The organism is Mesorhizobium shangrilense, from assembly GCF_028826155.1.
GTDB lineage: Bacteria > Pseudomonadota > Alphaproteobacteria > Rhizobiales > Rhizobiaceae > Arvimicrobium > Arvimicrobium flavum.
Genome location: NZ_JAQGPN010000001.1, coordinates 3,897,932 through 3,910,869 on the forward strand (window position 1 = coordinate 3,897,932; position 12,938 = coordinate 3,910,869).

13 protein-coding genes are annotated in these 12,938 nt (G+C 64.8%); 5 read left to right on the forward strand and 8 right to left on the reverse strand.

The features are described from left to right. Positions 1-3 precede the first annotated feature (3 nt). The 3 genes from PD284_RS18905 to PD284_RS18915 all read left to right on the forward strand — a co-directional run bounded on the left by PD284_RS18905 (position 4) and on the right by PD284_RS18915 (position 2,837). Positions 4-588, forward strand: a complete 585-nt coding sequence (locus PD284_RS18905; protein WP_274629691.1) for a DUF1214 domain-containing protein — start codon at positions 4-6, stop codon at positions 586-588. Then, on the forward strand, positions 581-1,153 hold the full coding sequence (locus PD284_RS18910; RefSeq protein WP_274629692.1) for a DUF1254 domain-containing protein: 573 nt from the start codon (positions 581-583) through the stop codon (positions 1,151-1,153). Before PD284_RS18905 ends, PD284_RS18910 begins: the two co-directional genes overlap by 8 nt. Positions 1,154-1,808: 655 nt before the next feature. Next, positions 1,809-2,837 (forward strand): hypothetical protein, encoded by a 1,029-nt coding sequence (locus PD284_RS18915; RefSeq protein ID WP_274629693.1) that lies wholly within the window; start codon positions 1,809-1,811, stop codon positions 2,835-2,837. On the opposite strand, the gene PD284_RS18920 is transcribed toward PD284_RS18915, so the two are convergent. From PD284_RS18920 to PD284_RS18930, 3 genes are all read right to left on the reverse strand, one after another. After that, a complete protein-coding gene (locus PD284_RS18920) occupies positions 2,824-3,171 on the reverse strand; it encodes a DUF1491 family protein (protein WP_274629694.1) in 348 nt (115 codons plus the stop codon). The two genes, PD284_RS18915 and PD284_RS18920, sit on opposite strands and share 14 nt — an antisense overlap. Positions 3,172-3,248: 77 nt before the next feature. After that, positions 3,249-4,019 (reverse strand): peptidoglycan-binding domain-containing protein, encoded by a 771-nt coding sequence (locus PD284_RS18925; protein WP_274629695.1) that lies wholly within the window; start codon positions 4,017-4,019, stop codon positions 3,249-3,251. Then, complete coding sequence (locus PD284_RS18930; protein WP_274629696.1) at positions 3,994-5,784, reverse strand: sensor histidine kinase; 1,791 nt, start codon at positions 5,782-5,784, stop codon at positions 3,994-3,996. The genes PD284_RS18925 and PD284_RS18930 overlap by 26 nt, the downstream gene beginning before the upstream one ends. A gap of 454 nt (positions 5,785-6,238) precedes the next feature. Here PD284_RS18930 and PD284_RS18935 point away from each other — a divergent pair, with 454 nt between their 5' ends. Continuing rightward, positions 6,239-6,589, forward strand: coding sequence for a DUF5330 domain-containing protein (locus PD284_RS18935; RefSeq protein WP_274629697.1), 351 nt, complete (start codon positions 6,239-6,241; stop codon positions 6,587-6,589). A gap of 57 nt (positions 6,590-6,646) precedes the next feature. Here PD284_RS18935 and PD284_RS18940 read toward each other — a convergent pair whose 3' ends face one another. Genes PD284_RS18940 through PD284_RS18960 form a run of 5 tightly spaced genes read right to left on the reverse strand, consistent with a single transcriptional unit; the run spans position 6,647 to position 11,472 of the window. Next, positions 6,647-7,678 (reverse strand): L-idonate 5-dehydrogenase, encoded by a 1,032-nt coding sequence (locus tag PD284_RS18940; RefSeq protein ID WP_274629698.1) that lies wholly within the window; start codon positions 7,676-7,678, stop codon positions 6,647-6,649. After that, the gene (locus PD284_RS18945) at positions 7,675-9,081 is read right to left on the reverse strand and encodes a TRAP transporter large permease (RefSeq protein ID WP_274629699.1); all 1,407 of its coding nucleotides are present in this window, start codon (positions 9,079-9,081) and stop codon (positions 7,675-7,677) included. The genes PD284_RS18940 and PD284_RS18945 overlap by 4 nt, the downstream gene beginning before the upstream one ends. A 3-nt stretch (positions 9,082-9,084) precedes the next feature. After that, complete coding sequence (locus PD284_RS18950) at positions 9,085-9,657, reverse strand: TRAP transporter small permease (protein WP_274629700.1); 573 nt, start codon at positions 9,655-9,657, stop codon at positions 9,085-9,087. A gap of 60 nt (positions 9,658-9,717) precedes the next feature. Beyond that, the gene (locus tag PD284_RS18955) at positions 9,718-10,692 is read right to left on the reverse strand and encodes a sialic acid TRAP transporter substrate-binding protein SiaP (protein ID WP_274629701.1); all 975 of its coding nucleotides are present in this window, start codon (positions 10,690-10,692) and stop codon (positions 9,718-9,720) included. 60 nt (positions 10,693-10,752) lie between these two features. Beyond that, entirely contained in the window at positions 10,753-11,472 is a 720-nt protein-coding gene (locus tag PD284_RS18960; RefSeq protein WP_274629702.1) for a FadR/GntR family transcriptional regulator, read from the reverse strand. 740 nt (positions 11,473-12,212) lie between these two features. Here PD284_RS18960 and PD284_RS18965 point away from each other — a divergent pair. Beyond that, complete coding sequence (locus PD284_RS18965) at positions 12,213-12,905, forward strand: Crp/Fnr family transcriptional regulator (RefSeq protein WP_274629703.1); 693 nt, start codon at positions 12,213-12,215, stop codon at positions 12,903-12,905. Positions 12,906-12,938: the final 33 nt, after the last annotated feature.

Below are 12,938 nucleotides of genomic sequence, written 5' to 3' on the forward strand. Positions count from 1 at the left end.
GGCATGTTCCGCACGATTTTCCTGACCGCCCTCGCCATCACGATCGCCATTGTCGGCGGAGCCGGCAGCGTGTGGTACGCCCTGGACATGCAGGACGGCATCGGTGCGCTCGGCGTCGGCCCTTGGAAAGCCCATCCGGAGCTTGGCAGCCCTCAGGCGGATCCCTACTCCAAGGCGCGCGTCGCTCGCGAGGGCCTCCTGGCCCTGGGCCGCGCCGAAGGACTGACATTCACCGCCACGCACGACTCGGCAGGCGCCCAGTTGCGCCGCAATTGCGACTACACCATCGTGGGCGTCATGCCGCCCGCGCGTTTCTGGACGCTGTTTCCGGCCGATTTTCGGATGACAACCCTCTCGTCATCCGGCTCGCGTCCCGCTGCACTCCATTCCCAGGACGTCTTGCGGCTTCCCGGCAACATCGTCTCGATCACGCTCAGTCCCCGGGCTGCGCCGCGGAACTGGATCGCCACCTCCGGGAACGGCAGGATGACGGTGTTGCTGACGCTCTACGACACGACGATCGCTGGCAGCACGGGCATGTCCGATATCCAGCTTCCGCAGATTATTCGTGGTTCGTGCAATGCATAGCAGGCGCCTCCCCCGCTCACATTGGGCAGGCCTGGCATATGCCGTCCTGGTCGGGCTGGTCGGCGCAGGCATCGTCCACGTGGCCGTTCTCCTGCTGCTTCCAGAGTTCTCGGAGCGGGATCCGTGGTCCCGGCTTGCAGAGCATACCGACGTCTATGTGATGAGCCGGATCGACGGGACGCCATCTGCAGACGTCATACACGGCTCCGCCGACCCTCTCTTCTATGTGAACGCCTGCCGCTTCAGCCTTGAAGACGGGTATGCCCACATCACGGCGCCCGGCAACGTGCCCTTCTGGTCGGTTTCCATCTATGACCGGACCGGCCAGAACCTCTACAGCTTCAACGACCGCTCCTCGACGGAAGGCGAACTCGACGTGGTCGTCGTCACGCCGGCCCAGATGATCGATGTGCGCAAGGAACTACCGCAGGAATTCGTGTCGTCCGTCTTCGTCGAGGCGGATGTCAGCGAAGGCATCGCGATGGTACGCGCCTTCGTACCGGACGAGAGCTGGGCGCCGCGCCTTGCGAGCTACATGAAATCCATGCACTGCAGTCAGGAATAGAGGCGCCGCGGTCGTCGTCCCGCTCTTCAGGAGGACGGCGACAGGGAGGGCGGCGACGGATCGGGGACGCGGAGACTTATCCCCGGCATGTCCTTTGATGCAAAGCGCTCGTATCTGACGCCTGGAAATATGATGATCGAAGACCCCTGCGGCGTCTGCCGCGGCGGTCTCGTCAGCGGTGTCTTTCGTGGTGCGAAGGCCAGGATGATGCCCATGTCACGTCAACCCTCTCGGCTGCCCCGGAGCAATGCACGCAACGCCTCCCACACCCATGAGGCATTCAAATAGGTTAACGCGTCGTTGACGGATTTTGCCTCAATCGTCGAAAATAGCCCGATTTCGTAGTGCCGCTTGCTCCTCTGTTGCAAGAACCACACGGTCTTGAGCAGCTTTGCGCCCGTTCAGACCATCGTCACGGCGCCATCGCATCGGCCATCGCGCTTCATCTCAGCCGAGGCTCATCGCGTCGGTCCTGCATGCGCGGCCGAAGACGACGCGGTAACGCGATCGGTAACGTAGGTCTTATAAGGGATTGAAACCAAACGGGAACTCTTACGGATCGGTTAACAGTCCGCTAACGGATCGACGCTAATTTGAACGAAGCGAGGTCGTTTCCTCATCGTCCCTCATTGTATTGCGTCTGGCGTAATCCTTCGTGTCGTCTGCGGATTTCAGACATATTGCCGTCAAGGGCAAGCTGCACAGGTCGGAACGCCTGTTCCGCGCTGCCGTCTCCGCCTTCTGCGCGCTCACGCGCCCCAGCCGAAGCGAGATCGCGCAGCTAGAGGATCTAACCCTCCCGCTTTTCGACGCGCAGCCGAAGGAGTCCAAACGCTTTGCCGCTGCCGCATTGTCCGACGCCGCCGAGGCGCCGAACGCGCTGATCCGCCGGCTGTGTGATGAAACCGTGGACATAGCGGCCCCCTTGCTGATCCGATCCAAGACCCTGTCGGACATGGACCTCATCGGCCTGATCTGCCGTCACGGTCTTCCGCATGCACGCGCCGTGGCCCGGCGCTCCAGGCTTCACCCGTCTATTGAGGCTCTCGTGCGCGCCCTGGAAGCGAAGGAACTGAGAGGCCAGAACGAGCCGGAGGAATTGCCGATGCCGCATGACGCTCTCGCCAGCCGCCCCGCCTTGGAGCTGGTGTCGCCGCAACCCCTGCCCTCACCGACGTCCGCCCCTTCCGGGGAGGCTGCCGAGCGCATGCGCCACCGGCTGCGCGGCGTCATGGCATCGGCGGCGCAGGTCGAGCCGGCCGCTTTAACCGCGACGCCGATCGAAACCCGACTGGCCCGCCTCAAGGTGACAGCGCTCAGTGGAAATCCTGCATTCTTCCAGACCGCCCTCGCGGACGCGGTCGAGGTCGACCTTGCAGTGGCGCGCGAGATCGCAACCGCCGAGGACTACACCAGCCTCATCGCCGCGTTAAAGTCGCTGGAGATGAACGAGGAGCAGGCTTTCCTGCTGACCGCCACCGTCTTCCCCGCCAGCTTTTCGAACGCCGCGGCCATCCGCCTCTTTATCGAGAGCTTTCGGCTGATGCGTCGCGAGGCTGCCAAGGAAACGCTGCGCGGCTGGCGCGCGGCATCGGCGGCCCGCAGTCCTCTGCGCACGCAATCGTCCACGGCGGGCAACTCGGACGCGCATCAGGGCAGTTCGGATCGTCTCAGGGCGTCGTGACGTTCAGGAGTTCGGCAACCTCCTGGTCGCCCGGCTCCAGTTCCACGACCCAGATGTCCGGATCGAAGCGAGCCTCCTTGGCGAGCCGCTGCTCCACCGCCTCTTCCTCCGCTTCGCTCATGAGAACCGAGAACAGCCGGTCGTCGGGCTTGGCGGTGTCGTAGCTTGCCTGTGCAGCGGGGCCGTAAAGCGTCACCTGCCCGTACCTGTTCCTGACGGTGACAAAGACCGCTCCGGCCTCCGTCGCGCCACGGCGCAGCACGGCGGCAAAGCCACCCTGGCGGAAAACGTTTCGAATGAGGGCTGAAACCCAGAAATCGGTGGTGAGGCGCATGCCCGTCCTTACGGAGGAAGGGCCGCGCCGCGCAAGTGGCCGATGACGTGCAACGTGCGCTGACGAAGCCGCCGGCCCTAGTTGATCAGGCCTTCCTTCCGCATCTTGGCAAAGACGACTTCGTCGGCTTCGCCGGTCTGCGGCAACCCGAACAGCGCCTGGAACTCCTTGATCGCGGCGCGCGTGCGGCCGCCCAGCACGCCGTCGATGTCGATGTTCTTGTTGCCGAACTCCCTCAGGCCCGCCTGGATCTTACGGACGCGCCCTGCCGCGGAATTGTCCTCACCGTCGAAACGGGCCGGCGAGGGTTCGTTGATGATCGCTTCGACGCTCTGCGGCCGCGGCCGCGGCTGCGGGGGGATCGCCGCCGTCGGACTGGTGTCGAGCTGTTCCAGGAGCTGTTCGTTGATAAGGCCGGTCACCGGCAGACCCACCGTCTTCTGATAGGCCTCCACGGCTCTCCTGGTGTTCGGCCCGGACAGGCCATCCACGGCGCCGTCGTAGAGGTTGAGATCTTTCAGCACCGTCTGCACGGCCTTCGTGATCGGGTCGCCGACGATCTGACGATGCGCCTCTTCCGGGCGCTCGATTTTGATCGTGGTCTCGGTCGGCGCAGGCCCCTCATCGCCGCGCTCGATGGTCCTTGTGGTGAAGAACGCACCGGGATGGGCGAAGGGCTGGTACCAAAGGGCGTTGGCGGAGACGAAGGAGAGGGCGACCAGGAACGCGGTCGAACCGCCCACCAAAGCAGGATTGCGCGCGATCATGCCGCCGACTGCGGAGGCGGCCGCCACCGCCGGGCGGGTCCGCTCGCGGCTTGGATCAGGCCGTTTTGAGGAGCGCGCCATGTTCTATCGTCTCTTTATGCACCAGTTCGCGAACCAGCCCAGTCTCCTCCACGCTCGCCAGCGCGGGCCCGCTGACCGGCAGGCTGATCGCAACCTTGGTGCCCTCGCCGGGCGCGCTCTCGATGGACATGGTGCCCTCATGCAGCGACACCAGGCCCTTGACCAGCGAAAGCCCCAGCCCCGCGCCCTCGAACTGGCGCGTGTAATCGTTGCGGATCTGCGTGAACGGACGGCCGATCCTGTCCAGATCCTCCTCGGCGATCCCGATCCCGGTGTCGGCGACCCAGAAGTGCAGGCGCGAGCCGAGCCGCTGCGCACCGACCACGACGGAGCCTCCTTCGGGCGTGAACTTGATCGCGTTCGAGACCAGGTTGATCAGGATCTGCTGGACCGCGCGGCGGTCCGCGACCACCTCGCCAACGGCGCGCCCGACCTGGGTGCGCAGGTCGACACCCTTCTTCTCCGCCTGCAGCGACATCATCGACCGGCACATCTCGGCTGCGTCGCCGAAAGCGAAGGTCTCGGTGTGAATCGGGTAGGCGCCCGACTCGATCTTCGAGACGTCCAGAATCGCGTTGACGACCGAAAGCAGGTGATGCCCCGACTCCTTGATCAGTTCCGTGTACTCCCGCTGGCGAGCGTCGGAGAAGCCGCCGAACATTTCGTGCAGCAGGATGTCCGAGAAGCCGATGATCGCATTCAGTGGCGTGCGCAGCTCGTGGCTCACGGCAGCGAGGAAGCGCCCCTTGGCAATATCGAGCGCTTCGGTCTCGTCGGTCGCCTCCCGCAGCGCCGCCCGCAGATCGGCGACCTCGGAGTCGTCGCGCAGGACAGCGATGAACTCTTCCCGATCAACATCGGCATGGAACTCGATGGCGAAGTGGCGAAAATTGTCGGGCCCGTCAGTGCCTTCGGCCTTGGGCAGGCGCAGCCGGACGTCGGTCCGCACCTGCTGCTCGCCGTCCCGCAGCGCGCCCAGCGCACACATGTAGTTGACCCGGTCGGCCACGTGCACGCGATCGAAGAGCCCTGCCCCGTGGAGCAGCTCCGGGGCGAGATTGAGCACGGTCCTCGCCTTGGCGCCGGCCTCGACCACCTCACCGCTACGCGCCAGCTTCAGCACGGCCCCGTCGACCAGGTCCATGCGCGCATCGCTCTCCTTCGCCCGCGCCTCGTCTCCTTCGGAGCGCTGCCGGGCGGCCAGCCGCGGCCACAGGGTGGCGCCATAGCTCAGCGGCAGGAGCCAGTGCCAGGCAGAGGCCGCGCCCAGGACCGCCGGCCATGCCTGCTCCATGAGGAGCCCCGATCCAACAGCTGCGGCAACAGCCGCTGCCCCGGCGATGAGCGCCTTGCGCGTCGGCCGGATGCCGTAGGCTTCGAGCGGAATGGCCAGAAGCAGCAGCGAAGCGGGCGACGCCAGTCCGCCGGCCGCGGTCGTCACCATCCCCATGAGCGGGATGCTCGCGGTCAGCACGGCCGCCTCGACCCAGCGGCTGTGCCGAAGCCCCGCGACGGCCAGCACGCCAAGCCAGCTCAATCCGAAGAACATGAGCACGCCGGCGAGCGTCAGCGATGCCCCCGCGCGCTCGGCCATGAGCAGCACGGCGGCGACCGACATCAGCACGGGCGCGAAGAGCAGCAGGCCCACGAAGCGGCGGCGCTGCCCGCGCACCAACTCGTCGGCGACCGACGGGTGCACGAAGCGATCGCAGGCAGACGCGACGGCGCCTCGCAGATCATCGATTCGGCTGGCAAGAAGCTTCAACTCAAGGCACTCGCTACACGCCCGCTTTCCGGGTCCTCTTGGTTAATTCGAACCTCGCACCGAGCGTTTAAAGAAACGATAAGGCACGGCCGCCTGAGGCTTCGCCGACATCGAATGTTGGGCGTTTCCGCATCCCGGCACGGGACCTTCTCGGGCCATGGTAAATGGAGGGTTAGGCTATCCGCGGGGTCCTGCGACGACCCCGATTTCAGCGGCTGCGCGCCTCGTCTTCCTATTGTCCCTTACGGTTCAATGTCTTGCATGGTTAGGCAGAGGTAAACACACTCATTTCAATGCCGCGAAAAACTGCCCCACTGTTGAATCGATAAAATTTGAAGCGAAATCTCCGAAAATTCTCCGGAAGGAATCAAGCGCGCCTTTGCCCGGGCGTGGCATGTTCGGGATGGGACGGAAGAGGCCGTGCGGCTCCGCTCGGCGACTGGGGAATGGAACGATGGGTTTCTTGATACGGATGGCCTTCTGGTTTTCGCTCGTGCTGCTGGCGCTGCCGCTGGGCGGCGTCGACGAACGGACGGGCGAGCGGCAGATCGGCGCGTTTGAGGCGATCATCGCCGCCGGCGAGGCGATGACGGACATCGCAGGCATGTGCGAGCGCAAGCCGGATGTGTGCGAGACGGGCAAGGCGGCCATCGCCACCGTCGGCGTGCGGGCCCGCGAAGCCTCGCGCATCGCTTACGAGACGCTCGACGAGCGCTTCGGCGAGCCCGACGCGACGACGACGGGAAGCGTGCCGACGCCGCAGGAAACCGTACCGCCGCAGCAGGACCCGATTCCGGCGGAGTGAAACGCCAACGCCGCTATTCGCCGCCTTGCGGGCGGTGGGGCGAACTTCGCAGCCGGATCAGTCGCCCGTCAGCACGACCTTGACGCTCTGCGATCGATCCAGCGCCAATCGAAAGGCCTCAGGCGCGGCGGCAAGCTTGCGCTCCGCGGTCACCAACTGAAGCACGTCGATCTGCCCTCCGGCGATCAGCTCTACGGCCTCCTGGAACTCGGCGCCGAACCGGAACGTGCCCCTGAGGTCAAGCTCCTTGGACATGACGGCGTTCGCAGGCACCGGTATCGAGCCGCCCGCAAGATTGCCGACCTGCACCACGACCCCGCCCCTCCGCGCGCTCCGCAGCGCCGCGGCCAGGCCCGCACCCGTCCCGGAAATCTCGAACGCGGCGTCGAAACGCGCCTCCGCCGCCTCATCCCCGGCGCCAAGATTGATGACCTGATCCGCTCCCAGGCGCGACGCGAACGCCAGCGGCGCAGCCGCGATGTCGGCGACGGCGACGCTGGCGCATCCCTTCAGTCTCGCCGCCAGCATGGTGAGCAGCCCGATCGGGCCTGCGCCGAACAGGACGACGTCCTTGCCGCGCACGTCGCCGGCGCGCGCAACGGCGTGGAGGGCCACCGCCAGCGGCTCGGCGAGGGCGGCTGCCGCGAACGGCGTCTCGCCCGGCACCTTGACGCATTGCGCCGGCGTCACGTCGAAGGTGCTGGCAAAGCCGCCCTGCATGTGTGGGGTCTTCGATGCCGAGCCCATGAAATAGATGTTCTCGCACAGATTGGCCCGACCCAGCTGGCAATAGCTGCAGCGCCCGCACCAGCGGGAGGGGTTGATCGCGACGCGCTCGCCCACTGCAAGGTCGGGAACAGCGCCGCCGGTCGCGATCACCTCGCCCGCGATCTCATGGCCCAGCACCAACGGCGAGGTCACGACGAAATCGCCGGTGCGCGCATGCCGGAAGTAATGAAGATCGCTGCCGCAGATGCCGCCGGCGCCAAGTCGAATTCGCACCATGCCGGGCGCCAGCGGTCCCGGCTCGTACCCCACGAGACGAAGGTCCTCCGGGCCGAACAGCGTTGCTGCGACCGCCCCGCTCATCGGATCAGCCCCAACTGGGTGGGCAGCCACAACGAAATGGCGGGCACGAAGGTGATGATCAGCAACGCCACGAGCAGCGGCACGAGCCACGGCAGGATCGCCATGGTCGTGCGCTCGATCGATAGCTTGGCGATGCGCGACAGGACGAACATGACGACGCCGACAGGAGGGGTGAGCAGCCCGATCATCAGGTTGAGCGTCAGCACCAGCCCGAAATGCACCGGATCCACGTCATACTTGGCCAGGATCGGCATCAGGATCGGGACGATGATGGTGATGGCCGCGATCGTGTCGAGGAAGCAGCCGATGACCAGCAGCAGGATGTTGACCAGTATGAGGAACACCCATTTGTTGTCGGTCAGTGCGAACAGGAAATCCGAAAAGTATTGCGCGGCCTGACTTACCGTGAGCAGCCAGGCGAAAATCGATGCGGCCGTCACGATGAAGAGCACGGAGGCCGTGGTCTCGATAGTGTCGAAGCTCGCCTTGGCGAGCGTGCGCAGCGTCATGGTGCGATAGCGAACGAGCCCGAGAAACAGCGACCAGATCACCGCCGCGACCGCCGCTTCGGTCGGCGTAAACCACCCAAGCGTCATGCCCCCGATAAGGATCACCGGCGTCATCAGCGCCATGACCGCCGCGAAGTCGAAGTACCAATCGAGGGCAATCAGCACCAGGAGCGCAATGCCGACCGCCAGATTGATCGACAGCCCGGCGAGCGTCAGCAGGTATACGGCGACCGGGAAGAGGGCGACGACAAATACTTCCGCCGAGGCGCCGGCCAGCCTGCGCAGGCTGAACGGCGTATCCGAGCCCCAGCCGCGCCGGTACGCGAAGAAGGCAACGGTGGCCATCATCAATACCGTCATGACGATGCCGGGAAGAATCCCCGCCATAAACAGCGCGCCGATCGAGACGTTGGCCATCATGCCGTAGATGACGAAGGGCAGCGACGGCGGGAAGATCGGGCCAAGCGTGGAGGATGCCGCGGTGACGCCCACCGCCGCCTCGACCGGGTAGCCGTGATCCTTCATCGCCTTGATCTCGATGGTGCCGATCCCGGCGGCGTCGGCCAAGGCGGCGCCGGACATGCCCGCGAAGACGACGGAGCCGAGGATGTTGACCTGCGCCAGGCCACCCTTCATCCAGCCGACCACCGCCAGCGCGAAGCTGTAGATCCGGCCGGTCACGCCCGCAGAGTTCATGAGATTCCCGGCAAGGATGAAGAAGGGGACGGCGAGCAGCGGAAAGCTCTCAACGCCGGCGATCATGCGCTGCGCCGTGATGATGTCCGGCGCCACGTTGTAGAAGACCAGATAGAGCAGCGACGCGAGGGCCATCGACACGGCGACGGGCGCGCCGACCAGCATCAGGACGAGGAAGGAGCCGATCAGAAGCAGCATGTTTCAGACCCCAAACCCGTCGAACTCTTCGGGCCTCTCCAGCACGGAATAGCCCCGCCTGAGATCGCCGATCAGAACCTGGATCTGGCGCAGCGTCATCAGGGCGAAGGCGGCGAAGACGGAATAGAAGACGATATTGCGTGGCAGGTCGATGGTGACCATGCGCTCGCGCGCCACGATGCCGGCGTAGCGCCAGAGAAGCCAAGTCATGTAGGCGAAGAAGCCGAGCGTGATCAGGCTGACGATCAATGCCAGCACGCGCCCGGCCTGCGGCGGCAGATACCTGTAGAGCAGGTCGACATGGATGTGGCGCACCGTGCGCGTGCACATCACCGAGCCCAGGAAGACGACCACGACCAGGCAATTGATCGCGATTTCCTCCGTCCAGGCAAAGCTGTTGTTCAGCACGTAGCGGGTGAAGAATTGCAGGAACACGCAAGCCGACATGCTCCAGAACACGACCATCGTAATCCAGTCCTCGACGGCATATCGGGACAGGTCGACAGGCGCGACCTCCTCCTCGAAAGCCTGCGCTATCTCCTCGGCGGTGATCTGGGTATGGATCTCTTCTTGCATAGGATGTCCCTGGCGTCCGGGAAGGATCCCCGGCGCGAGCCGCGCCGGGGTCGCTGTGGATCACTGGACCGCGCGGATCGCTTCCCAGTCGGCCTTCTCGTAGCCGAACTCCTCGAAGGTGACCTTTTCCATCACGGTCTTCTCGAAGTCGGCGCGGTCGACCTCCGTCACTGTCAGGCCGCGATCCTTGAACACCTGCACGAGTTCCTTTTCGCGGGCTACGATCGTCTCGGTCGCCCGCTTCGCCGCCTCCTGCATGACTTCCGTGAAGATCGCCTTGTCCTCGTCGGAAAGCTGCGCCCAGCGCGACTGCGAAACGATGGTGTTGAGGTGGTCGACGATGTGGCCGGTCAGAACGATGTGCTTCTGCACTTCGAAGAACTTCTTCGCCTCGATCGTGGTAAGCGGGTTCTCCTGCGCTTCGACTGTTCCCTGCTGCAGGGCGAGGTAGACTTCGGCGAAGGCGATCGGCGCGGTGTTGGCGCCGCACGCGCGCGGCATGGCGAGATAGGCGGGCACGTCCGGCACCCGGATCTTCAGCCCCTGCATGTCGGAGCATTTCTCGATAGGCCGGTTCGAGGTCGTATGCCGCGTTCCGTAATACGTGGTCGCGGTGATGTGGTGGCCCGACGCCTGCTCGTATCCGCCAGTCAGTTCCTTGTATTTCTCGCTCTTGGAGTAGGCGAGAAGGTGGTTGGCGTCGCGGAAGATGAAGGGAAAGTAAGTGACCCCTATCCGCGGGAACTCCCGGGCGGCGAAGCTGGAGCCCGAAATGATGACGTCAACCGTGCCGAGCGTCAGGCCCTGGTTGATGTCGGACTCCTTGCCCAGTTGCGAAGCCGGAAAGACATCGATCTTGTAGCGTCCGTCCGTCCGCTTGCCGATTTCCTCGGCTGCCCATACCGACTCGGTATGGAAAGGCTCCGACGTTTCGTAGACATGAGCCCACTTCAGGACGGTCTGTGCCGACGCAGAAGAGAACGGTATGGCGAGCGCGGCGATTGCGCCCACGAGAGCGGCGTATTTCGAGAACATTCACTCCTCCTGATGATGATCCGACTGATCCGGCCGCCGATCTCCTCCCGGCGGACTCCTCTATTTGGCAACCTCCAGGGCTGCTGGCTTCTCACTGAAATTCCGTGAGAATCTGAGTTGCGAAAGGCGCAGATGCCTCTGCATCGCCGCTTTTGCGCTTTCCGGGTCCCGCGCAGCGATCGCGTCACGCACCTCGACATGCTCCTCCAGCGCGGTCTGCCAGGATTCCCGGTTCTCGAAATAGCTGGAGAGCCGCTGGAAATACGGATTCATGCGCTGGTCGAACATCTCGCCGATGAAGCGCACGAGAACCGCGTTGCGCAGGATGCCGGCGACGGTGGTGTGGAATTCCCGATCGAGCCCGATGGTCTCCTCGGAAGGATGACTGCTCGTCCTCATGCGGCCGAGCACATCGTCGATCGCGGCGATGTCCTTCTCCTCGACCATCATCGCTGCTTCGGCAGCAACAGCGCCCTCGATGAACTCGCGCGCCCTCAGGAGTTCGAAAGGGCCCTCGTCCTTGTCGCCCGCCAGCGTGGCCCTCAGCGGCGGATCGGTGACGTAGATGCCCGAGCCGACGCGGATGCGGATTCGACCCTCGACCTCAAGCGCGATCAGGGCCTCACGGACAGTCGGACGGGACAGGCCGAATTGCTCCGCCAGCTCGCGCTCGGGCGGCAAGCGAGATCCGACAGGGTACTCGCCCTTGTCAAGCAACTGGCGCAGTTGATCTGCCACCTGGCGATACAGTCGTGGCGGTTCGATAGCTTTGATCGGCATCCCCCCTCGACAGCTCGAGCCTTCGATCGGTCAATTGGTCTGACCGCTTGCGTGACAAACTGCTGCAGAAAGAGGCGATGAGTCAAGGTTGCCGCGGCGATCCGTCAGCTGCCGCGAGCAGTTGGCTGCCGTGTGCCGTAGCAAACGAGGAGCCCCCGCCCCTCGCAGCCCATCGCCTAGGGATGGCGGGGGCCGGAACGGATTTCAAGGAGCCAACCGCTGGCGAGCCGGTCAGCTCTGCTCCTCCTCGGAGGGCGCTTCGGCGCACAGATCGCCGTCAAGCGCCGTCAGGGATGGAACAACGCTCACGCCTTGCCGGCGTCGGCGACACAGCCGAACCGGCGCACGGTGCAGCGCCAAGGCGATCGGTCCGTCAAGGTTGAGGACGGACGGGTGCTGGCCCCTGCCGGTGCGCCCGAACGGCCGCATCGGCTGAGGCCACACCCTCCGCACCCCATCCCCTCCGTACCACCTGTGCGGCCTGCTGCGAGGCCATACGAGCAGTCCAGACTCGTCGCTGCCGAAACGATCCATCTTGTCCTCCCACTCGGGAACGCGCCCCGGCGCTCCTCCCGTGAATGCGTTTGACTGAGGTTCGCATACCGTGTCTTGATTGACGCTAGGGAAGCTTCGGTGTTCCGTCTGTGGGATTCCGCACTTCCGGCATACGTCCGACAAGCCCGAAACGCTTTTGCTTCAGCGGTGGGCGACGTATACTGCCGGCAAGGAGGCACATGAGAATGACCGCCCCGCACGCCTTCCTCGCAACACTAAGTGAAGCCGACCTCGCTGCGCTGGCCAGCCGCTGGATCGTGCGCGCCTATCGCCAGGACGAACTGATCATCGCCCATGGAGAGAGCGGTCGTGACGTCTTCTTTGTGCTCGAGGGCCGCGCCCGCGCCATCCTCTACGGGGAGAACGGCCGCGAAGTCGCCTATAGCGACATCGGTCCGGGCGACATTTTCGGCGAGCTTGCCAGCATCGACGGCCGGGCCCGGTCGGCCAGCATCGTCGCCCTGGAGCAGACGCGCGCCGCGCGCATATCGCCGACAGCGTTTCGCGAATTCGTCAGCAGCAACCCGGCCTTCGCCTGGGCGCTTCTCCAGCATCTGACGATCCTGATCCGGCGCCTGACCGATCGCGTCTACGAGTTCAGCACGCTGGTCGTGCGCCAGCGATTGATCTGCGAGCTGTTGCGCAGGGCGGAAGAGAGCGGTCAGGCAGAAGGGGGCGCGTCGCTAAGCCCCGCGCCGACGCATTTCGAGCTCGCCGCAAGCATCAGCACCCACAGGGAGGCGGTATCGCGGGAGATGAGCGCGCTTGCCAAGAGAGGCCTGATAGAACGATCCGGGCGGAGCCTGGTGCTTCGCGATCTCGCCGCGCTCGGCACGCTGGCCGGCAGGGATCACGAGCAGTCACGCGTTTTTTCGTGACGCTGGACGCTTGCGTGACTATATCCGGATCAA